Here is a 21,942-nt window from a genome sequence, read left to right on the forward strand (position 1 = left end):
TCGAGTTCTACATGCCGAGATAATGCTGCCGTATCAGATCGCTTTGCTGCATTTGTTCGGGGCTTTCGCCCCGGAACGCGATCTCCCCGTGGACGATCACATAGCCCTTGTCGGCGATCCGCATCGCCTGCGTGAAATTCTGCTCCGCCATCAGCACGGTCAAATGATAGCGCTCCTTGAGCTGCGCGATCATGTCGATGGTGCGGCTGACGAACAGCGGCGCCAGCCCGACCGAGGGCTCGTCGACGATCAGGATGCTTGGGGCCGACATCAGCGCCCGCCCCAGCGCCAGCATCTGCTGCTCGCCGCCGCTCATCGTGCCCGCAAGCTGCGCGCGGCGCTCCGCAAGCCGCGGAAACGCCTCATAGCAATAGGCCATATTCTCCTTCAGACGCGCCCGCGCGGTCGGGCGATAGGCGCCGAGAAGAAGGTTCTCCTCGACCGTAAGGCGCGGAAACAGCCGCCGTCCTTCCGGCACCAGGGCCACGCCGAGGTCGACGATCTCCTCGGTCTCCTTGCCGATGAGATCATGATCCTTGCCGTCGATGGTCGCGACGATACGCCCCGAGGTCGGCCGCAGCGCGCCCATGATGGTCTTGATCAGCGTGCTCTTGCCGTTGCCGTTGGTGCCGAGCAGCGTCACCGTTTCGCGCGGGGCGACGTTCATGGACACGTTATGAAGAACGCGCACCGCTCCGTATCCGGCAGAGACATTGTCGATGCGGATGCTACTGGCCAAGATACGCCCCTATCACCCGCTCATCGGCAATCACATCCTTCGGCGTGCCATCGGCGATCTTCTCGCCGGCGACGAGCACCACGAGCCGCCCGGAAAACGCCATCACCGCGCGCATGATGTGCTCGATGAAGATCACGGCGACGCCGCGTTCGTTCAGCGCGAGCAGCAGCGCCAGGATCTCGTCCACCTCCGAATGCGACAGGCCCGCCAGCGCTTCGTCCGACACCAGGAGCGTCGGATCCGTCGCCATGGCGCGCGCGAGCTCCAGCTTGCGCATCTCGACTTGAGTCAAATCGCCGGGCAGGCGATGCAGCTTGCCGCCGAGACCGAACTCGCCGAGCAAGTCCGTGCTGCGCGCGCGGATCTGTGGCTCGGTCAGATGAGCGCCGCCGCGCGCATTGACGGCATAGACCAGCGGAATGCGGAGATTGTCGAGCAGCGACAGGCTATGAAACGGGCGCGGCAACTGGAAGCTACGGCCCAGCCCGAGCCGCGCGCGCTGATAGGAGGACAATTTGTCGATGTTCCTGCCAGCGAACGCGATCGAGCCGGCATCGGTCTGGAGCGCACCGCAAAGGCAATTGGTGAACGTGCTTTTTCCCGAGCCGTTCGGGCCGATCAGACCGACCCGCTCACCGGGCCGGACTGCGAGATCGATCCTGTTCAGCGCCACGAAGCCGCCGAAGCGCTTGGTGATGCCCCGCGCGTCCAGGAGAAGATCGCTTGCCGCCGAAGCGCGCGTCTCGGTCGTCGTCATTGGCTGCTCCGCTTCTCGGCAACGAGCATCGCCGCGAGAGGATTCGTCTCCGGATCCGGCTTCTTGCCGCGGATGGAGCGGATCAATCCCAAAATCCCGTTCGGGGCGGCGATCACGAAGATCACGAGCAGCACGCCGACCACGAGCAGATTGACCGACGACGAGATCAACACCGTCATGGCCTGCTGCATGGTGCCGAGCAGCACCGCGCCGATCACCGGTCCGAGCCAGCTCGTGGTGCCGCCGACCAGCGGCATCGCGACGCTGTTCACGGTATAGGCGAGGCTGAACGAGGAGGTCGGCTCGACATAGGTCAGGTAGAACGGCAGCGGCGCGCCGGCCATCCCCATCAAAGCGCCGCTGATGGCGGCGGCGATTAGCTTCAGCCGCAGCACGGGAACGCCGGAGGCGGCGGCCGCCGTTTCATCATCGCGAATGGCGGCGAGGCCGAAGCCGAAGGTTGAGCGCTCGATGACGCGCGCCGTCACGACTGCTGCGACCGCGAGCACCGTCATGAGGAAGAACAGATAGGCGACGTAGGTGCCGAACACCGGAATCTCGCTCGGCCGCATGATGTAGATGCCGCGCGATCCGCCGACGTAGTCCCAATTGGTGATGAAGGTCTGGACCACGACGGAGAGCGCCAGCGTTGCGATGGTGAAGTAGACGCCGCGCAGCCGGATCGTCAGATAGCCCATGGCGAGGCCGACAGCGCCACACAGCACGCCTGCAATGGGGATCAGCACCGGAATCGGCAGATCGAGCCATTTGTTCAGCGCGGCTGCGCTGTAGAGGCCAATGGCGAGGAACGCCGTCGTGCCGAAATTGACGTAGCCGACATAGCCACCGAGGATGTTCCAGGCCGTCGCCAGCACGACGTATTGAAGGACGAAGTACGCCGCGAACACATAATATTCATTGGTCACAAACGTGCTGGCACCGACCAGTGCAACGCCGACCAGGCAGGCGAGCAGGATGAAGCGCCCGTTCGACATCAAGCTCTCCCGAACAGGCCGGCCGGCCTGACCACCAGCGCGATCAGCAGGAAGCCGAAGGCGATCGCGGGCGACCATGATGGCCCGTAGAAGGTCGCCGTGATGCTCTCCGCGACGCCGACGATCACGGCCGCAATGAAGGTACCCGGCAGCGAGCCGATGCCGCCGAGGACGCAGATCGCAAAAATTCTCCCGATATAGTCGCGTCCCATCGACGGCTCGACCGGCTGAAGAATGATGAGGAAGGCGCCGGCCAGCGACGCCGTTGCCGTCGAGATGCCGAACGCAATCCGCTTGATGCGAACGGGCGCGGCACCCATCAGTTGAAGCGCAAACTTGTCCTGCGCCACCGCCATGATCGCGCGCCCGGTGAAGGTGCGCGTGAAGAACAGTTGCAGGCCGATCAGGAGCAGCACGGAAGCCAGGAACGGGATCAGCATCCTGACCGGCAGCGACACCGGCCCGATATTGTAGGACGGCCCGATATAGGGCGCCTCGACCAGGCGATAATCGACGCCAAAGATCAATTGAAGGCCGACCTCGGTGATGAAGAGGAGGCCGAAGAAGAACGCCAGGCCGCGGATCAGCTGCGTGCCGCGCCGCTCGAAGGCGAATTCATAGGCCGTATAGAGCAGCGCGCCGAGGAAGTAGAATGGAACGGTCGCGAGCACGCCGACCAGGATCGGATCCCAGCCGAACCGGGAGTTCAGCACATAGGCGATGAACGACCCGAGCAGGATGAGCGCCGGATGGGCGATATTGCTGATGCCGAGCATGCCGAACGCGATCGAGATGCCGACCGCCATGGCGGCGTAGAAGCCTCCGACGAGAACGCCGGACACGATGGAATCGAGCAACAGTCCTGCGTATAGACCCATCCGCTGCCAGTCTCCTCCTGTTGACGTACCCAACCGAAATTATTGTTCTGGTTGTTCTGCGGTCGCATGGAGGCGGGAGCTTTCCGCCTCCATCAATATGGTCAGGGCATCAGCAGCGACGAACCCCTGGTCAATCCAGCCTCGAGATCACGGTGCGCGGCCGCCGCCTCCAACAGTGCATAGCGATGCCCGATCATCGGCTTGATCACGCCCTTGCCGACCAGGTCGAACACGGCGGCCGCCGATGCTACCAGATCGTCGCGCGCGGCGATGTAGGTCGCAAGCGTCGGCCGCGTATAATAGAGAGATCCGTTCTTCTGCAGCAACGCCGCCTCGAGCGGCGGCGGCGCGCCGGTCGTGGCACCGAAGGTGACGAAGAATCCGCGCGGGGCCAGAGAGGCGAGCGTGGCTTCAAAACTATCATTGCCGACGGAATCATAGGCAACCGCGACGCCCTTGCCGCCGGTCAGCGCCTTCACGCGATCGGGGATGCGTTCGGTCTTGCGATCGATCACGGCATCGTAGCCGTGCGAGAGCGCCAGCGCCGCCTTTTTCCCCGCCGCTGGTCACGCCGATCATGCGGGCGCCGAGATGCTTGCCCCACTGACCGGCGATCAGGCCAACGCCGCCCGAAGCCGCGTAGAACAGCACTTGTTGCCCCGGCTTGACCGCAACGCACCGGTTCAGCAGGTATTCCGCCGTCATGCCCTTCATCAGCACGGCGGCTGCGGCCTCGTCGCTGACGGATTGCGGGATGGGGACGAGGCGTGCGGCCGGCATCAGGCGATGGGTCGCGTAGGCGCCGGGCGCGGAGCCGCCATAGGCAACGCGGTCACCTATCTTGAACTCGGTGACGCCCTCGCCGACCGCCTCGACCACGCCGGCCGCTTCCGCACCCAAGCCCGCCGGCAGATCCAGCGCATAGGAGCCGTCGCGGAAATAGACGTCGATGAAGTTGAGGCCGATTGCGGTCTGCCGCATCAGCACCTCGCCCTTGCCGGGTGCGGCGAGCTCGACCGTCTCCAGTTTCAGGACGTCCGGCCCGCCCTGCGCGGCCATGCGAACTGCTTTGGCTTTCGTACCCATGCCCAATTCCTGTGTGCCAATTCCGCCCGGTTACGATGCCATCTTGATGTCAGCACCTTGCGGAATCGCCAGCCGCACGCTGTCGGGCAGCGAGAGGGGGGTGTTGGCACTGTCGAGGAACTCGACCGTGGTGAATAGCAGGTCCGTGGGGCCGATGTTCTCGACCGCATGAACCATGGACTCGCCAGCACCGAAGGCGAGATGCCTGGTTTCGCCCTTGTAGTGCTCGACATCGACGACGCGGCCGTCCTCGAAATAGCCGCGCGCCTTGCCCGGGTTGTGCGCGGTCCAGAAATAGGTCAGCACGTGGCGATGGAAGCCGCAGCGCTTGCCGGGCGCAATCGACAGGTGCCAGACGCGCACGCGATCGGTCTCCGACACCAGCACACTGCCGACGCAGCCGCTATTGCGCCCCTCCTGGTATTCGCGCTGCACTTCGTCAGGCCAATGGGCGCGGGGATTTGAGTCCGACATGAACCGTTTCCTTCCAGATGCTAGTCGCTGTCGCAGCAATAATTCAGGCGATCCCGATCAAGCGGCGTGATCACGCCACTTCCTTCCTTGTCTGGGTCACCGCACCGCGGGTCTTGATGACGACCTTGATGGCGTCGTCGATGCGATTGCGCGCGTAGTGCAGCGCCATCGGCAGATCCGTGAGCGGGAATGTGTGGGTATGGATCAGCGTGGCGTCGAATCGCTTCTCCGCCATCAGCGCCATGGCGCGGTGCGTCGCACTCTTGCCCTCACCGCGAATGCCATAGACGTAGATGTTGTTCTTCACGAGAGCCCCGATGTCGGCGAGCACCGGCTCGTGCGGAAACGCGGCGAGGCAGATCTTGCCGCCGCGATTGACCATCTTGGCGGCTTCGTTGATCGCCGTGTCGGTGCCGGCACATTCGACGACATAGTCGGCGCCGCGGCCCGTCATATCCTTGACGACAGAGACGAGATCCTCGTTGCGCACGTTGACGACGCGGTCGGCGCCGAGCTTGGTGCCGATGGCAAGCCGGGCGTCGCGGGTGCCCGACAGGATCACCGGGCTCGCGCCAAGCGCCTTCGCGACCGCCACCGCGAGAAGCCCGATCGGACCCGGCCCCGTCACGACCACGCTCTCGCCGGCAACAAGGCCGCCGAGCTCCGTGAGGCCGTACATCGAGGTCCCGGCGGTGACGACCAAAGTCGCCTCTTCGTCGCTCATGTTATCGGGCACGCGCGACAGCGTGTTGATGTGGTTGACGGCGTATTCGGCGAAGCCGCCATCGGTCGTGAAGCCGTTGGCGCGATGGCCCTTGTCGACATCGCCGTAGTTCAGGCCGTAGTTGTGGCAGGAGGTGTACATGCCTTGGCGGCAGCGCTTGCACTGGCCGCAGCCGGCGTGGATCTCGACCGTGACGCGCTCGCCGATCCTGTATTCGTCGACACCGGGGCCGAGCGCTGCGACCGTGCCCATATATTCATGGCCGGGCGTGAAGTTCTTGTTGAAGGGTGGTCCGCCCTGGATCAGCGCCGGCGTTCCATGCTCGATGATCTCCAGATCCGTTGCACAGATCGCAACCGCATCGATGCGCACCAGCACCTCCGCGCGCTTCGGCGTCGGCACCGGTTTTTCGGCGAGGCGGAGCTGGCCGGGGTCGCCCAACACCCAGGCTTTCATCGTGTCGGGAATCGGCATGCCAGTTGACGCGCGAACGCCGGCGGCCTCGACCATCGCAACGACCCTCACCTATTGGTCAACCAATTTTGCAATTGGCTTTTTGATTGGTTGAAGCCTCGCTTTCAAATCCGCCACTGTCAACGCCTAACTTCCAGCACCGTGGTTTTGGTCTTGCATTTGTGAACACCGCGCGCGTTAAATACAGATTGGTTGGGTATTGGTTGCGAGGGGGATTGAGCGGTGTTCGACTTGTTGGCCCGATTGACTGAAGGCGGTCCCGGTACGCGCCTTCCTCCGGAGCGACAACTCGCGGCACAGTTCGGCGTTTCGCGCAACGAGATCCGCAAGGCGCTTGCGCGCCTCGAATTGGACGGCCGGCTCTCGCGCGAGGTCGGCCGCGGCACATTCATCCGCGCGCCCGCGGAAACCGGTACCTCCAATCTCGACGCGCTACGCGACAGCACTAGCCCGCGCAACGCGATGGAAGCGAGACTCGTGCTCGAGCCGGAGATCGCAAGCCTCGCCGCGGTCAATGCCACCTTCAAGCAGATCGAAGGCATGCGCGTGCTGGCGCGGCAGATGCGCGAGGCGGGGACGTGGAAAGATTACGAGACGCTGGACGGGCGGCTGCACCGCCTGATCGCGGAGGCGACCGGAAATCCGCTGCTGTCGGCGATCCTTCAGACGGTCGACGACGTCAGACGCGCGGTGGTCTGGCGATGGCTCGATACCAGGCCGGTGCGCCCGCCGGAGGATTATTCGTCTTTTGCCGAGCACGACGCGCTGATCGATGCGATTGAGCAACGCGATCGCGTCAAGGCGATGGAGGCGATGCGCCGGCATCTGCGAACCACCGTGGACAAGCTGATGGGAACGCAGGCCTGAGGTCAACGCAAAAACAATAGGGTGCCGGCCATGAAACTGGGCTTCTTCACGATGCCGATCCATCCGCTGGACAAGGACTGGCGACAGTCCCTGCAGGAGGATCGCGAGGCGTTTTTGCTCGCCGACGAGCTCGGCTTCAGCGAGGCCTATGTCGGCGAGCACGTCACCGACCGAGCCGAGAACATCACCTCCTGCATCGCCTTCCTCGCCTGGATCGCTGCGGCGACGAAGCAGATCAAGCTCGGCACCGGCACCGTCAACATGCCGAACGTCCATCCGGCGACCGTCGCCGCCACCATCGCAATGCTCGATCACATGCTCGACGGGCGGCTGATCTTCGGCATCAGCCCGGGCGGCCTGCTCTCGGACGCGGAATTGTTTGGCACGCTCGAGCTCGATCGCAACGCCATGTTCCTCGAGGCGATCAACCAGGTCCTGCAAATCTGGGCGAGCGAGCCGCCCTACAATATCGCGGGCCAGTTCTGGAATATCACGACCGAGAAGACGCTGATGGCCGATATCGGCCAGGGCTTCATCGCCGGCCCCCTGCAGCGGCCGCATCCGCCGATCGTCGTCACCGCCGTCGCACCGTTCTCCAAGGGCGTCACCGAGGCCGCCGCGCGCGGCTGGGATCCGATCTCCGCCAATTTCCTGATGCCGATGTGGGTGAAGAGCCACTGGCCGAAATATGTCGAGGGCTGCGAGCGCGTCGGCAGGACCGTCGATTTCAATAACTGGCGGGTGGCCAAGAGCGTGTTCGTGGCGAGCGACATGGCGACCGCCAGGGCCTATGCCACCGATCCCGACAGTCCTTACGTGTATTACTACCACTCGCTCTTCACCAAGCTGAAGCGCAACGGCCGCATCGAGCTGTTCAAGACGCGGCGCGACCAGCCGGATGACGAGGTCACGCTCGAATCCGTCTGCGACAAGCTGATCATCTATGGCACGCCCGACAGCGTGGCCGACCAGATCCTGGCGCTTCAGGAGGAGGTCGGGCAATTCGGCACACTGCTCTACGCCGGCAAGGATTGGCGCGACCGCGAGCTCGGACGCCGCTCGATGATCCTGATGGCAGAGCAGGTGATGCCGCGCGTCACCGCCGGCACAAGATAGTTTCAGACCTCAGCACGAAGGAGGCTCACGATGGCCCTCAGTGACCGCATTCCGTATCAGGCCCTGATTGACCGGCCGAAGCTGAAGCTGCCGAACGGCAAGCGCCTCGCGGTGTGGGTGATCCTCAATGTCGAGGAATGGCGGATCGAGAACGCGATGCCGCGCGTCTTGCTGAGCCCGCCGATGGGACAGCCGCTGCTGCCCGACGTTCCGAACTGGTCATGGCACGAATACGGCATGCGCGCCGGCTTCTGGCGCCAATTCAAGGCGCTGACGGATCGCAACATGAAGGTCACGCTGGCCGCCAATGCCGATGTCTGCAACGCCTATCCGCGCGTCGCTTCCGCCGCGCGCGAGGCCGGCTTCGAGTTCATGGGCCACGGCTTCATGCAAGAACCAATGCACAGGCTTCCCGACCAGGCCGATGCGATCAAGCGCGCGGTCGAGACCATCGCAGAATTTACCGGCTTCGCACCGCGTTCGTGGGAGTCTCCGGGACTGACCGAGACCGAAGAGACGCTCGACCTGCTGCGCCTCAACGGCATCGACTATGTCGCCGACTGGGTGATCGACGATCTGCCGCAGGACATCGCAACCCCGCATGGCACCATCACGACCATCCCCTATACGGTCGAGACCAACGACATCGTCGTCCACGCGCTCCAGCATCTGCCGTCCGACCAGTTTTTGAAGCGCGGCATCGATCAATTCGACCGGCTTTATCTCGAAGGCGCCGACAATGCGCGGGTGATGGCGATCTCGATCCATCCCTACATCACCGGCGTGCCGCACCGGATCAAATATCTCGAACAGCTGCTCGACTACGTCATCGGCCACGACGGCGTCGCATTGATGACGGCGAGCGAGATCGGCGACTGGTACCGCGCCGAGATGAAAAAGATAAGCCCCGGCGGTTAGGCCGGGGCTTCGGGATTTCGAGCGTCGCTTGGGACGGCTCAGTATTTCGCAAGCACCGGGCCGCCTGCGAACTCGTAGCTCAGCCTTGCGCGGACCGTGTCGGTCTTGAAGTCGTTTGCGTTGACAGTGAAATTACAGTCCGACGCTGTACAGCCGGGGCTGCCAAATCCTGTCGCGCCGAACGACCGCGATTGCAGCTCCATATGGAGATATTCGACGCCAACGATCCAGTTGCGATTCAACTTCCATTCGGCGCCCGCACCGGCGACCCAACCAACCCGGTTCGATCTGTCGAAACCAGCGACGAACTGGCTGGCCGGTGGAACGAAGCTGGCCGTCCAGGAACTCGCGACCGAACCGTAGGCCACGCCACCGGTGCCATAAAGCAGAAGGTTAGGCATCGCGAGGAAGCCGAGCCGGCCTCGGGTGGTTCCAAACCATTCGAGCTTCGCGCTCGCCGCGCCGTTGTAAGCGACAAATCCGGTTCCGAGGTTGGTCAGAGCGACCGATGGAGCGGACTTTACATCCGTCCACTGAATGTCGGTCTCAACACCGACAACGAATGACCTCACCTGCCAGTTGTAACCCAGTTGCCCGCCGACTTCGCCGCTTGTGCCGGTGTTGCGGCCATGATCGCGCGGGCAGGCGCCGGCGCCGAAGCACGGGCCCCAAAAAGCTGTCGTGCCAGGGTCTGCGGGCGTGGCGGTCAAATGATTGCTCCCCCAGATTCCTCCAGCGTTGAGGCCCAGGTAAAAGCCGGTCCAGCTATCGACCACTGGTGGAGGCGGCAGCGCCTTGACGGCCATGTCCGCGGCCGAAGCGGCCCCAAGGCCAGCCACCAACATCAATGATGCTAAAATCGAGGTCAGTCGCAACTGCATGGAAGTGCCCTCCAACCAGTCAAACCAAAATCAATATGTCCAAATGTTACACCGCGCGGCGCGAATCCCCGACGACAACCTCCTCAATCAGGCCTGCAGATCGTCGTTTTCTCCGGGAACGTTGCAGTATTGCGACAATATCCCCTCGAATCAGGCACGTTTGTTCCCGCATCGGAACCGTCGGTCGGGAATATCGGCCTCGCCGCGACATCAACTCCTGTCGTCGGCTCAACCTTAGACCGGATCGAACGCGCGGATCGGCGGCAGATTGCCGGTGAACTTTTCCACCTCTACCGTCGTAAGCTGGCCAGTGCAGCCCTGCGCGAAGGACGAGGTGCCGATGTCGCGCGTGAGCACGTTCGGATTGCCGTGGACGCAGAGCGGCGCCTCGTCTTCGGGGTCCATCGGATCGTACCAGGCTCCGGTCGGAAGCTGCACGACGCCGGGCGCGATGCCATCGGTGACGTTCACCGCGGCAAGGCAGGCGCCGCGTTCATTGAACAGGCGGATGATATCCCCGTCCTTGATGCCTCGCGCATCGGCGTCGCGCAAGTTCATGCGCGCGACCTCGCGTCCGCGATGTTTCGCTCCTTGCGAATGTCCGCCGAAATCGAGCTGGCTGTGCAGCCGCGTCATCGGCTGGTTGGCGACGAGAAAGCATGGCGCGCCGGGCTTGGGCATGTCGGTCTTGTCGAGCCAGACCGGATGGCCCGGACAATCGGCGTCGCCATGACCGGCGATCTTCGCGGAGTAAATCTCGATGCGTCCGCTTGGCGTCGGCAAGGGATGCGCGACCGGATCCTCACGGAAACTGCGCAGCCGACCGCCATCGTCGGGCTGCTGCGGCACGACCAGGCTGCCGCGCTGCCAGAATTCCTCGAAGCTGGGGGCTTCGAGCCCGCGCTTGGCGAGTGAGGCGCGCGTCGGCTCGTAGAGATGCTCCAGCCATTCCCTTGACGTGCGCCCTTCGGTGAAGGGTTCGCGGGCACCGAGGCGATCGGCGAGATCGGCAAAGATCTCGTAGTCGTCACGCGCAAGGCCAAACGGCTCGGCGATCCGGTGCATCGCGACCATCAAGGGATCGTTGGTGGAATAGCCGATGTCCTCGCGCTCGAGCGTCATGGTCGAGGGCAGCACGATGTCGGCGTGCCGCGCGGTCGCGGTCCAGGCGAGCTCGTGCACCACCAGCGTGTCCACTTTCGCGAACGCCTTGCGCAGGCGATTGATGTCCTGATGGTGATGGAAGGGATTGCCGCCGGCCCAATAGACCAGGCGAATGTCCGGATAGGTGCGCGTCTCGCCATTGTAGCGATAGGTGCTGCCGGGATTGAGCAGCATGTCGGCGATGCGTGCCACCGGAATGAAATCGCGGACGCCGTTGCGGCCCTGCCCCAGCGTCGGTGCGGGAATGTCGTTGACGCGGCGGCCGTAATAGCCGATCGCGCCCAGCGAGTAGGCGTAGCCGCCGCCGGGAAGACCGATCTGGCCGAGGGCTGCCGCCAGCACCATGCCCATCCACACCGGCTGCTCGCCATGTTCGGCGCGCTGCAGCGAATGCGAGACGGTGATGAGCGCACGCTTGCCGGCAAGGCGTCGCGCCAGCGTGCGGATCGTGTCCGCGTCGACGCCGGAGATGGCGGCGGCCCATGCGGCGTCCTTGGCCTGCCCATCGCCTTCGCCGGTGAGATAGCGCAAGAACACCGGCCAGCCTTCGGTGTAGCGATCGAGGAAGGCCTGGTCGTGCAGGTCTTCACTGACCAGCGTGTGGACGATGCCGAGCATCAGCGCGGTGTCGGTGCCGGGCGTGCATGTCATCCATTCGGCGCCGGCCTCGACAGGCAAATCGTCACGCAGCGGGCTCATCAGGATGAACTCACAGCCGTGCTTGCGCGCCGCTTCCATCGCACCGCGCTCGACATGCTTGCTGATCGAGCCGCCGGCCACCATCGAATTCTTCAGCGCCATGCCGCCGAACGCCAGCACGATCTCGGTCTCGGCCACGATCTGCTCCCAGGTGACGTTGCGCCTGGTGATGTCCTCGTAGCCCGCCATGATCTGCGGCAGCAGCACCGAGGACGCACCCGAGGAATAGGAATTCACCGAGCGCACATAACCGCCCATCGCGATGTTGAGAAAGCGATGCACCTGGCTCTGCGCGTGATGCAGGCGACCCGCACTCGACCAGCCATAGGAGCCGCCGAACACGGCGCCGGGGCCGCGCGTGTCGCGGATGCGCGCCAGCTCGTCGCCGAGCAGATCCAGCGCCTTCTCCCAACTGACGGAGACGAATTCGTCGCGGCCGCGCCGGTCGTCGGGGCCGGGCCCGCGCTCGAGCCAGCCGCGGCGGATCGCGGGCTGGGCGATGCGCGCCTGGTGGCGCAAGGCGCCGGGAAAATTGTCGATGATGCCGCTCGGATCGGGATCGCCGCCATACGCTCTGACCTCGAGCCCGGCCTCGCCGTTGCGCGCCGAAAACACTCCCCAATGCGAGGCGTGCGGCTTGAAGCCGTCCGACAAATCGAGGCCGGGGTCGGGGAAGCCGATCGTATCGTCCATCGCGTGGCCCTCATCGCGGAGCGCCGCGCGAGGCGCGCTCCAGTTGCAATCATCGAGGCAATATAATGAAGCCGTCTCGTGAAGAGCAACGGATTACCGACGCCTGGAACCGGGAGCATGGCGGCCTCGCGCAGGCCGCAAGGCCCGCAGCCGCAACGGTCGCACGCCCATTCGTCACTTCGCCGCAGGGCTTTGCGGCCTCGCCGCCATTGCCGCCTCGTCCATGATGCAACATGATGGGTCGCCGGTGATGATTTTTCTTCGAAAGATGGGGTCATCCGATGGACGAGAACGACATCCGCGGCCTGGTCGCCGAGGTGAAGCAGGGCACGCTCTCGCGGCGCGCGTTCGTCCGCACCATGGCGGCGGTCGGGATTGCGGCTCCCATCGCGGGTCAGATCCTGCTCTGGAACGATGTGGCGATGGCGGACGCCACACTTGCCTACAAGCCGACCAAGGCCGGCGGCGGCGGTCCGCTCAAACTCCTGCTCTGGCAGGCCCCGACGCTGCTCAATCCGCATTTCGCGATCGGCACCAAGGACCAGGTCGCCTCGCGCGTCTTCTTCGAACCGCTCGCCGGCTGGGACAAGGAGGGCAACCTCATCCCCTGCCTTGCCGCCGAGGTCCCGACCAAGGCGAACGGCGGCCTTTCGGCCAACGGCAGCAGCGTGATCTGGAGGCTGAAGCAGGGCGTGACATGGCATGACGGCATGCCCTTCACGGCTGACGACGTCGTCTTCACCTGGAGCTATGCCGCGGATCTCGCGACCGCCGCGTACACCACGGGATCCTATAAGGACATCATTGTCGAGAAGATCGACGACCATACCGTCAAGGTGATCTTCAAGGCCCCGACCCCGTTCTGGGCCGATCCCTTCGTCGGCTCGGTCGGCCAGATCCTGCCAAAGCATCACTTCGGCGACTATGCCGGCGCCAAGTCGCGCGACGCGCCCGGCAATCTGAAGCCGGTCGGCACCGGTCCGTATAAGTTCGTCGAGTTCAAGCCGGGCGATCTGGTCCGGGCCGAACGCAACCTCGACTATCACGTCAAGAACCAGCCCTATTTCGACACGTTCGAGATCAAGGGCGGCGGCGACGCGGTCTCTGCGGCGCGCGCCGTGCTCCAGACCGGCGAATACGACTATGCCTGGAACCTGCTGGTGGAGGATGAGGTTCTCAAGCGCATGGAGGCGGGCGGGAAAGGCAAGGTGGAGTTCACAATTTCCGGCGGCGTCGAGTTCATCATCCTCAACACGACGGACCCGTGGACCGAAGTCGACGGCGAACGGTCCAACGCCAGGACCAAACACCCGACGCTGTCCGATCCGGCCGTGCGGCGGGCGCTCAACCTGCTGATCGATCGCGAGGGAATCCAGAAGTTCATCTACGGCCGCGGCGCCATCGCAACCGCGAGCTTCGTCAACCAGCCCGCGCAGTTCAAGTCGAGCAAGCTGACCTACGCGTTCAACGTCGACAAGGCGAGCACAATCCTCGACGAGGCCGGCTGGAAGATGGGCACGGACGGCATCCGCGAGAAGGATGGCAAGAAGCTCAAATATGTCTTCCAGACCTCGATCAACGCCCCACGCCAGAAGACGCAGGCCATCATCAAGCAGGCCTGCCAGAAGGCCGGCATCGAGATCGAGCTCAAATCGGTGACCCCTTCGGTGTTCTTCTCGTCGGATGTCGGCAACCCCGACACCTACTCGAAATTCTATTGCGACATGGAGATGTACAACACGACGATGCCGCAGCCCGATCCGGAGCGGTTCCTGAACCAGTGCGTCTCCTGGGAGATCGCCAACAAGGACAACAAATGGCTCGGTCGCAACATCTCGCGCTGGTCCGATCCGGAAGCCGACAAGGCCTACAAGGCCGCGCAGAAGGAGCTCGACCCGGTCAAGCGCGCCGCGCTGCTGATCAAGGTCAACGAGATCTTCTGCGAGGCCAACGTGTTCCTGCCGCTGCTCTCGCGCTACATCGTCGGCGGCGCCGTCAACAACCTCATGACCGATATCTCGGGGTGGGATGTGACGACGTGGAATCTGGCGAGCTGGTATCGGAGCTCGTAGCTTGTAGGATGGGTAGAGCGGAGCGAAACCGATCAGCGGTCGATGGTCGAGCATGATGGGTTTCGCAAGGGCTCTACCCATCCTAGCCTCTCAAACAGCAGACACACCTTTTCCTTCTCGCGGCGGAATTCGCCCGAGCTTTGCTTGATCTCTCCACCCTCTCAAGCCGAGAGGGCGCAGGGAAGGCCGGGTGCTGACCTCGCACCCACGGTCTGCTGCGCGAAGATGGTGCGCAAAAAGACCGCACAGCAGCATACAGGTGGTGCCAGTCACTCGGCCTTCCCTGCGCAGTGGGTTGACGGCTTATGCCGTGCTCTCCCGGGAGCCGAGTTCCCTCTGGCCTCCCTCGCCCCGCGAATTAGCGATGCGGTTGACCCGGTTGGGCGCTCCACATCTCCGCGAAAGCTTGACCGTAGCGACGACGGCCAGGACCACACGGTTTTGCCGTACGCACGGCCCGCTTGTTCGCCGCATTATCTCCAGACCTTGTCGACATTGCCCGGAGAATGCTGGCGAGACGAACCTGACAGCGCCGCTCGTCGGCACGCGGTTTCGGGCTCACAGGGACTACCCGCCCTGCCCGCACCTCTCGCACCCGACGCTGCCCGCGTCCACCGCAAGCCCGGCTCGCAATCAAGACGACACGAGATCGCCCCTCAAGGATGAGCCGGGATGCCGCGATACATACGCCGTTTCCGAATTTCGGTAAAGTGGAATATTTTTGCGAGGAGGGGTTGACGGGTGGCGGGTGTTTTGCCCGGCGGGCGCCATCGCGACTTTCCGGTGCACCACTATGGTCCACGTCGCGTTAGAATCACGGTATACTCCTTACTAAGCAAACTGCGCTTCTCTCCGCACCTCCCATATTTAGACAATGTTTTCACATAAGGTCTACGACCTATACAAGCAACTTAGAGGAAAGATCAGCCAATTGGCGCGAGAGGATTCTCTACGCGTCATCTGGGCGTATACGCAATATCTCCAAGTGCCCAACTTCAAAATCCCGTCGGTTTTACGAGCGAGAGGTGCAGCGCGCGTGGATCAACGAATGGCTTTTGATGTTGCTAGCAAAGGAGGTCATTCTGCACTGCGGGCCTGTCGCAAAAACGGGCGCGTCCCTTCGAGTTTGGAACACGCTCGCGGCAACAGTCGACCGAATCAACAAGCTTGAAGGTGAGATCTACAAAGAGTTCGGATCGCCAGACAATGTTTTGGTTGAACTCATCCGAATAGCTCACAGAACCTTTGAGTGGCAGGGCAACGGGCCCACCGCACGCGCGATCATTCGCTATCACAAGATCCTCAACACACCGGAGATTAGCGAGATCTGCGAACAGAAAATCGGACTAACCCTATACGAAGTGATGGCCTGCGGCGTTGCCATGCTAGGCCACTTTCTCGGCTCTCACGTACTGCGACTACCCTTGACGAGTCAGATCGTCGAGCTGCCGGTCGAAAAATTCAAGGCGGCACTTGCTCTGATGGGAGACGATATTGCTCCGTTGAAGACTAAATTGAAGAGCGAGCAACAATACAACGAAAGCTTCGCTTATGCCTACAATTCACTCCGGACGCGGCCAATCGTTCTCATGTGCTCAGGAGCGTCAGAGGTGGCGATCTGCCCAATACCGACGCTTCTATTCTGGCGGTTTACGTCCGGCCTCTACTACGATTTTATAGGCGTCCCCGCCTTTGCAAATCTATTCGGCGATTCGTACCAGGCATACGTTGGCGAAGCTATCCGGGCGGCCGCACCAAAACTCACTCTCCGTGATGAGCGCATTTACAAAATTGGTAGCCGCGAGAAGCGATCCGTAGATTGGATCGTATCCGACGCCGACAAGTCAGCACTCTTCGTGGAATGCAAAGTGAAGCGATTGAGATGGGACACGAAGCAATCACTTAATGATACGGGACCTCTGGAGCAAGACATTAGCTATATGGCCTCGGCAGTGGTGCAGATATACCGGACGCTCCAAGATTATCTAGCGGGTCACTATCCTCACCTCGCGACCGACGAAGCAAAAAAATCTACCCGTGCATAGCGACGCTTGAGAACTGGCATATGCACGGGCCTGTTATGTACGGCGTATTCCGTGAGCAGGTGAAGATAAGGATGAAGGAAGAGGGCTTGCCCGAAGCATATCTCACAGAGATGCCCTATTCAATTTGGCCAATCGACGACTTCGAGCTTGGACTTCAAGTCATGAATGAATCTTCTGTAGCAACCGTAATGGATGGCAAACTGCTCGACGGCGAGCACCACGATTGGGAGTGGCGCCCATATCTTTCAAGGTGTTTCAAGGAGCCTCGCAAGGAGCTATTCGAGGATGACTATCGAAAGCTCTTCAGTGACTTCAATCCGATTTGACGCTCAAACACTACGGCCTCACAAGCCCTCCACCAATCGCGCAAGCTGTTATTCCAAGCTCGTAGGATGGGTAGAGCGAAGCGAAACCCATCAAAGTCTTGTCGACGACCAAGTATGATGGGTTTCGCAAGTGCTCGACCCATCCTACGAGCCGTCGCCGTAATTCTCATCGGAACGAAAAATATACGGTCAGGCGGTGCCCGCTGGGCGCAGCGTGATCCGGGTCAATTCGGAGGGGCGACCGAGTCGCAGCGCGAAGCCCGGCCACAACGCAGTGCCGTTGTTCACATAAAGCGTCATCCCGTCCACGTCGTAGCGACCCGATACGAAGCCGGCGTTGGCGCGTGCGGCCAGCCAGTCGATCCCGCGGATCAATCCGCCGTGCGTATGTCCGGACAGTTGCAGGGCCACGCCGAGTTCGGCAGCGTGCCGCGCGTCGCTCGGCTGGTGATCGAGCAGGATGACGGGGACGCCGTTGGGGGCGCCTTCGAGGACCGCGGCCAGGTCCCGGATAGAATGCGGTCCGCTGTGGCGCGACGCCCGGTCGGTGATCCCGGCGACAACCAGCTTGCCGCCGTTGCGATCGAGAACGATGCTGCTGTTTTCGAGCGACAGCAGTCCCAGTTCAACGAAGCGCGCCATCCATGCGCTGTGACCAAAAATGTACTCATGATTGCCCGAGACCACGTAGACGCCGTCGGTCGCCTGCAAGTCCCGCAACGGCTCGATGTCGGCGCGCCGGGCCTCGGGCGTGCCGTCGATCAGGTCCCCTGTGATCGCGATCAGGTCGACGCCGAGCTTGTTCGATCGCGCGACGACGGCGCGCGCCCATGACGCGGGAAACAGCCGGCTGATGTGGAGATCGGTCAATTGCAGAATGGTGTAGCCGTCGAATTGTCGCGGAAGGCCGCGGATGCCGACTTCGATGTCCTTCAGCGGCGGAATCCGCATCGCCTGCTGGACGCCGATGGCGGCTGCGACGGCAGCCAACCCCGCCAATCCGTAGCGGATACCATCGGGCGCGCTCACGATGCCGCCATGAATCAGCATTGCGACCAGAAGTCCGGCATCGAGCAGCAGTTGCAGCAACGCCAGCAGGACGATCGCGCCGAACGCCCAGTTGAAGAGAGCGACCACCGGACGTGGAAACTCCGGAGAGAATACCGAACCCGACGAGAGCTTGCTCCACCGGTGAAACTGCAATGCGACCAGAACGAGCGCCGCCGCCACGATCTTGATCGAGAGCGGCAGTTGCAGCGGCCAGATAAAGCGGGTCAGGATCAGCAGATAGGCCAGGCCGAATATGAGCTGGGGAATCGGTTCGCTCCGGATTTGATCGGTGCGGCCTTGCTACACGAACTCCCGCACAATCTCGACCGAATTAGCTTCGGCCCAGACGCCGGAATTGCGCTGACAGTGCAATTAATTCAGCCGCGTAATTTCCAGGAGACCTCGCAGATCGAGGAAGCGAGGGATCAAAGTCTCGGACCAAATCGATCGCGGCCGCGCGTTAATTGATCGCGACCGCGCGAATTAAGTGCACTGTCACCGTAATTATCGACAGCCGCCCGGATTTTCACTCCAGGCCCAAAGCTAATGGCTCTCGCAGACCCACCCCAGACCGAAGCAGAAGTGGCACGTCCCGGCGGTCACAGCGTGTCCGGCGTTCGCAGCGTGTTCGACTTGTCCTCATTGCGCAGCTCCTGCTCGGCCGCGCGCCAGAATTCGTCCTCTCGGCCTGCGGGCTTGCCGGCCTGCTCCCAGAGACGGTGGGCGCGCTCTCGGATGTCTTGCTCGGCGGGCTCGGACAATTGCATCTCCTGGTTTGAAACCAAAAGCGCGGCCCGTCGCGGGGGGCTATGGGGGCTGGGGGGCGGGGCCGCGCAGACCAGCCATCGGCGGCGAGGCTGGCCCGCGGATTCAAGCCGCGATCATGCGCAAGAGTTCCTTTTTCCCGCGTGAGCGCGGAACCCGGCGCGATCCGAGGCCTGCTCCTTGGTCAATTCGGTCTCCGGATTGGGAACGCGCATTTCCCGCGGATAGTTCTCCGCAATGAAACCGCGCACCTCGTCACGAAACGCGGCGTCCCGCTGGAAAGGTTGAGCTCCATCGCGATCGGCTCCGCTACCATTTCTCGCCGAAGGGGCGGATCTCCAGTTCGAAGGTCCAAGCACTTTTGGGTTGCTGATAGAGCAGCCAGTAGGATTCAGCGACCGACGATGGCGGCATGAGGAGGTCGGGATCATCCAGCGCATTCGGACCGAGAGCCTCGATCCGACGTTGGCGCACCCATTCGGTGTCGACGCCGGAATCGATAATGAGGTGCGCCACGTGAATATTCTTGGGACCCAACTCGCGTGCGGTCGCCTGGGCGACAGCTCGCAGGCCGAACTTGGCGCTGGCGAAGGCCGCATATCCGGAGCCCCCACGGAGGCTTGCTGTCGCGCCGGTGAAGAAGATATTGCCCTTGCCCCGCGGCAGCATAAGGCGAGCCGCCTCGCGGCCGGCGAGAAAGCCGGAATAGCAGGCCATTTCCCAGACTTTGCGGAAGACGCGTTCGGTCGTATCCAAAATCGGAAAGTTGACGTTGGCGCCGATGTTGAAGATACACACCTCAAGCGGTGCGTGCTTGTCGGCATCGCCAAGGAAGGAGATGATTTCCTCCTCCTTGCGCGCATCGAGCGAGCGCGCGTGAATTTCGCCGCCGGCTTCCTCGATTTCCTTCACGAGCGGCTCGAGCTTGGCGCCGTTGCGGCGCCCGGCGAACACCGTAAACCCTTCAGAGGCGAACTTCTTGGCGATTTCGCCACCGATATAGTCTCCGGCCCCGATCACGGCCACGGTCGCGTTTCTCTTTTGCAAGGGTGTTCTCCCGGTGAGGTTAGATCTGTCGCTTGCGGAATTCGAACGTCTCCGTCGGAGGAGCTTCGCCACCTTCACCGCGGAAGGACTCCACCAGCCTGTGCTTGAGTATCTTGCCGGCCGAGGTCGCCAGCAAGGCATCGAGGATGACTATTTCGGACGGACGCTTGTACGAGGTGAGTTGAGATGGGATGAAGCTCATCAGATCGTCGGGCGCCGTGCGAGACCCCGGCAGCAATTGCACAAAGGCGACGATCTCCTCGTTGCCGTCAGCGGCACGGCCGACCACGGCAACCTCGGCTCAGAACCACATGGCCCACTCGGGTCGCGCGCGGCAATGAACTTAGTTCCCATATAGGCGAGATCGCATCCCAAAACCTCAGCGGCGCGTAGCGCCACCCCGTCGCTTATGCCTCCAGCAAGCACAATCGGTCCGTCGAAGATTTCTCGGACGGCACGTGCGTAGGCAAATGGATTGAGCTATCCCGTCTGACCGCCAGCGCCGGCAGTGAGCAGGATCAATCCGTCTACTCCGACAATCACCATCTCGACGCCATAGCGGAGGATTGGTCCTTACGGCCATTGCTGAGACGTTCGCGCGCCTGTATCGTTGGTACATTCCCTCGTGCGCAACAGCCATCAGGCAAGTCGAGGAATTTCAGGGATTTATCCGGAGTGTGGTAGCGGGAGAGGGACTCGAACCCCCGACCCCAGGATTATGATTCCCGTGCTCTAACCAGCTGAGCTACCCCGCCACAGCGTCGCGAGGGCCGAAACAGGCCGATCTCGCGAACGCGCGGCATATAAGGAAGAGGGCGGCGGGCTGTCAATCCGCGTTTACTCAAACCAACGCGCAAGAAGGCCGTCGCGGGCTGATTTGGCAACAGAATCTGCGATTTTTCGACGCCAGACTCCTGGAGAGTCCCCCTCACCGGAATCCGCGCTTTTGCGCGGATTCCGGCCTCTCCCCGGCGGGGAGAGGCGAAGGACGGGAGAGGCGAAGGTCTGCTATTTCGGCCGAACCGTCGGGTCGCCGCCGGGGCTGCCGGGGGGCGGGATGACCGGCATGGTGCCGCCCGTGCTGGGCGCGGGGGCATGCATCTCGGGGTCGACGCCGGCGGGCGGGCAGAGCACGCCGTCGGATTTGGCCAGTTTGTCGCCGAGCGGTTCCCGGGATTGGCCGGTGGTGGTGCCGTCCGGTGCGGTGGCGCGGTTCGGGCGGTCCTGTGGCGTGCAGTCCGCCGTGTGTTGCGGGGATGGCGGCGCGGTCGCTTGCGGCGGCGTCGCAGGTAGCGGCGGGGCCTGCGCGATCGCGGCGCCTGAGGCGGCGATGACGAGGCTAGCCAAGATGATGTTTGATGTCGTGCGCATGGAATGGAAACGCGAAGGGCTCGCCCTGCGTTCCCGTTACGCGATCACGATTTGTGGTAGCGGATCAGCGAGAAATGGCCCATCGGCGGCATGGGGCGGCGCTCGGCGAGGGTGATGCCGCCGTGCTTGGCGGCCCAGTCGACCAGGCGCTGCCACGGGAATTCCGGGCGCCAGCCGAGGCGGCGGGCGAACGGCGCGAAGGCGAGCTCGGAGAGTTTGCGAAGACCCTTTTCCGCGCCGATGTGGTTGACGAGAATCAGCTCGCCGCCGGGCTTGAGCACGCGCACGAACTCGTCGAGCGTGCCTTCGGGATCGGGCACCGCCGTGATGACATATTGCGCGACCACCGCATCGAAGGCGCTGTCGGGAAAGGCGAGGTTCTTGGCGTCCATCACCGAGAGCACTTCGACATTGGAGAGTCGCAAGCTCCGCACGCGCGCTTGCGCCTTGCGCAGCATCGGCTCGGAGATGTCGACGCCGCAGATTTTCGTGGTGCGCGAATAGTCCGACAGTGACAGCCCGGTGCCGACGCCGACGTCGAGGATGCGGCCGCCGATGCGGTCGGCCTCCGCGATGGTCGACTGCCGTCCGGCGTCGAACACCTTGCCGAACACGAGATCATAGACCGGCGCCCAGCGGCCATAGGCTTTCTCGACCCCGGCCCGCGAGATGTCTGCTGCCATGCCCCCTGCCCTTACTTCACCTCTCCCGTAGGGAGAGGTCGGATTGCATCGAAAGATGCAATCCGGGTGAGGGGTTGCGGTCTCAAAAACAGCTGCGGCCCCTCACCCGGATTGCTTC

General features: G+C 62.9%; 20 protein-coding genes, 1 tRNA gene and 2 pseudogenes. 6 read left to right on the plus strand and 17 right to left on the minus strand.

The features are described from left to right. Window positions 1–7: 7 nt before the first annotated feature. The 7 genes and pseudogenes from JJE66_RS02640 to JJE66_RS02670 all read right to left on the minus strand — a co-directional run bounded on the left by JJE66_RS02640 (window position 8) and on the right by JJE66_RS02670 (window position 6,163). Complete coding sequence (locus JJE66_RS02640) at window positions 8–739, minus strand: ABC transporter ATP-binding protein (protein ID WP_246756043.1); 732 nt, start codon at window positions 737–739, stop codon at window positions 8–10. Continuing rightward, the gene (locus JJE66_RS02645) at window positions 729–1,496 is read right to left on the minus strand and encodes an ABC transporter ATP-binding protein (RefSeq protein WP_200512574.1); all 768 of its coding nucleotides are present in this window, start codon (window positions 1,494–1,496) and stop codon (window positions 729–731) included. Before JJE66_RS02645 ends, JJE66_RS02640 begins: the two co-directional genes overlap by 11 nt. Next, window positions 1,493–2,491 carry a branched-chain amino acid ABC transporter permease gene (locus JJE66_RS02650; RefSeq protein ID WP_200512575.1) on the minus strand — a complete coding sequence of 333 codons (999 nt, stop codon included), beginning with the start codon at window positions 2,489–2,491 and terminating at the stop codon, window positions 1,493–1,495. Before JJE66_RS02650 ends, JJE66_RS02645 begins: the two co-directional genes overlap by 4 nt. After that, window positions 2,491–3,369, minus strand: coding sequence for a branched-chain amino acid ABC transporter permease (locus tag JJE66_RS02655; protein WP_200512576.1), 879 nt, complete (start codon window positions 3,367–3,369; stop codon window positions 2,491–2,493). The genes JJE66_RS02650 and JJE66_RS02655 overlap by 1 nt, the downstream gene beginning before the upstream one ends. 101 nt (window positions 3,370–3,470) lie before the next feature. Beyond that, window positions 3,471–4,455: pseudogene (locus tag JJE66_RS02660) on the minus strand (quinone oxidoreductase family protein). Window positions 4,456–4,485: 30 nt separating this feature from the next. After that, window positions 4,486–4,929 (minus strand): hypothetical protein, encoded by a 444-nt coding sequence (locus tag JJE66_RS02665; RefSeq protein WP_200512577.1) that lies wholly within the window; start codon window positions 4,927–4,929, stop codon window positions 4,486–4,488. A gap of 70 nt (window positions 4,930–4,999) precedes the next feature. Beyond that, complete coding sequence (locus JJE66_RS02670; protein ID WP_200512578.1) at window positions 5,000–6,163, minus strand: zinc-binding dehydrogenase; 1,164 nt, start codon at window positions 6,161–6,163, stop codon at window positions 5,000–5,002. Window positions 6,164–6,349: 186 nt separating this feature from the next. On the opposite strand from JJE66_RS02670, the gene JJE66_RS02675 reads away from it, so the two are divergent. From JJE66_RS02675 to JJE66_RS02685, 3 genes are read left to right on the plus strand one after another with little or no spacing between them, the layout of a single operon-like run. Beyond that, complete coding sequence (locus JJE66_RS02675; RefSeq protein WP_200512579.1) at window positions 6,350–6,994, plus strand: FCD domain-containing protein; 645 nt, start codon at window positions 6,350–6,352, stop codon at window positions 6,992–6,994. Window positions 6,995–7,024: 30 nt separating this feature from the next. Beyond that, entirely contained in the window at window positions 7,025–8,110 is a 1,086-nt protein-coding gene (locus JJE66_RS02680) for an LLM class flavin-dependent oxidoreductase (RefSeq protein ID WP_200512580.1), read from the plus strand. 30 nt (window positions 8,111–8,140) lie between these two features. Then, window positions 8,141–9,028, plus strand: a complete 888-nt coding sequence (locus JJE66_RS02685) for a polysaccharide deacetylase family protein (protein ID WP_200512581.1) — start codon at window positions 8,141–8,143, stop codon at window positions 9,026–9,028. A 38-nt stretch (window positions 9,029–9,066) separates the two neighbouring features. Here JJE66_RS02685 and JJE66_RS02690 read toward each other — a convergent pair whose 3' ends face one another. Next, complete coding sequence (locus tag JJE66_RS02690) at window positions 9,067–9,909, minus strand: outer membrane protein (protein ID WP_200512582.1); 843 nt, start codon at window positions 9,907–9,909, stop codon at window positions 9,067–9,069. A gap of 234 nt (window positions 9,910–10,143) precedes the next feature. After that, window positions 10,144–12,465, minus strand: coding sequence for a molybdopterin guanine dinucleotide-containing S/N-oxide reductase (locus JJE66_RS02695; RefSeq protein WP_200512583.1), 2,322 nt, complete (start codon window positions 12,463–12,465; stop codon window positions 10,144–10,146). A 281-nt stretch (window positions 12,466–12,746) separates the two neighbouring features. Between JJE66_RS02695 and JJE66_RS02700 the strand changes: the two genes are divergently transcribed. The 3 genes from JJE66_RS02700 to JJE66_RS02710 all read left to right on the plus strand — a co-directional run bounded on the left by JJE66_RS02700 (window position 12,747) and on the right by JJE66_RS02710 (window position 16,908). Further along, window positions 12,747–14,537 carry a peptide ABC transporter substrate-binding protein gene (locus JJE66_RS02700; protein ID WP_200512584.1) on the plus strand — a complete coding sequence of 597 codons (1,791 nt, stop codon included), beginning with the start codon at window positions 12,747–12,749 and terminating at the stop codon, window positions 14,535–14,537. Between the two features lie 1,025 nt (window positions 14,538–15,562). Next, window positions 15,563–16,582 carry a hypothetical protein gene (locus tag JJE66_RS02705; protein ID WP_200512585.1) on the plus strand — a complete coding sequence of 340 codons (1,020 nt, stop codon included), beginning with the start codon at window positions 15,563–15,565 and terminating at the stop codon, window positions 16,580–16,582. A gap of 71 nt (window positions 16,583–16,653) precedes the next feature. Continuing rightward, window positions 16,654–16,908, plus strand: a complete 255-nt coding sequence (locus JJE66_RS02710) for a hypothetical protein (protein ID WP_200512586.1) — start codon at window positions 16,654–16,656, stop codon at window positions 16,906–16,908. Window positions 16,909–17,097: 189 nt separating this feature from the next. On the opposite strand, the gene JJE66_RS02715 is transcribed toward JJE66_RS02710, so the two are convergent. From JJE66_RS02715 to JJE66_RS02745, 8 genes and pseudogenes are all read right to left on the minus strand, one after another. After that, the gene (locus tag JJE66_RS02715; RefSeq protein ID WP_200515250.1) at window positions 17,098–18,225 is read right to left on the minus strand and encodes a metallophosphoesterase; all 1,128 of its coding nucleotides are present in this window, start codon (window positions 18,223–18,225) and stop codon (window positions 17,098–17,100) included. Between the two features lie 332 nt (window positions 18,226–18,557). Then, on the minus strand, window positions 18,558–18,725 hold the full coding sequence (locus tag JJE66_RS02720) for a DUF2934 domain-containing protein (protein WP_409362791.1): 168 nt from the start codon (window positions 18,723–18,725) through the stop codon (window positions 18,558–18,560). A gap of 307 nt (window positions 18,726–19,032) precedes the next feature. Next, window positions 19,033–19,770, minus strand: coding sequence for an SDR family oxidoreductase (locus tag JJE66_RS02725; protein WP_200512588.1), 738 nt, complete (start codon window positions 19,768–19,770; stop codon window positions 19,033–19,035). A 19-nt stretch (window positions 19,771–19,789) separates the two neighbouring features. Then, entirely contained in the window at window positions 19,790–20,059 is a 270-nt protein-coding gene (locus JJE66_RS02730; protein ID WP_200512589.1) for an AMP-binding enzyme, read from the minus strand. Between the two features lie 35 nt (window positions 20,060–20,094). Continuing rightward, window positions 20,095–20,307 (minus strand): annotated as a pseudogene (locus tag JJE66_RS37825) (nitronate monooxygenase); the annotation flags it as partial. Between the two features lie 141 nt (window positions 20,308–20,448). Next, a tRNA-Met gene (locus JJE66_RS02735) sits at window positions 20,449–20,525 on the minus strand. 253 nt (window positions 20,526–20,778) lie between these two features. After that, window positions 20,779–21,141 (minus strand): hypothetical protein, encoded by a 363-nt coding sequence (locus tag JJE66_RS02740; protein ID WP_200512590.1) that lies wholly within the window; start codon window positions 21,139–21,141, stop codon window positions 20,779–20,781. A gap of 44 nt (window positions 21,142–21,185) precedes the next feature. After that, window positions 21,186–21,824, minus strand: a complete 639-nt coding sequence (locus JJE66_RS02745; RefSeq protein ID WP_200512591.1) for a class I SAM-dependent methyltransferase — start codon at window positions 21,822–21,824, stop codon at window positions 21,186–21,188. Window positions 21,825–21,942: the final 118 nt, after the last annotated feature.

It is taken from the genome of Bradyrhizobium diazoefficiens, assembly GCF_016612535.1.
In the GTDB taxonomy this organism is placed as follows: domain Bacteria; phylum Pseudomonadota; class Alphaproteobacteria; order Rhizobiales; family Xanthobacteraceae; genus Bradyrhizobium; species Bradyrhizobium diazoefficiens_C.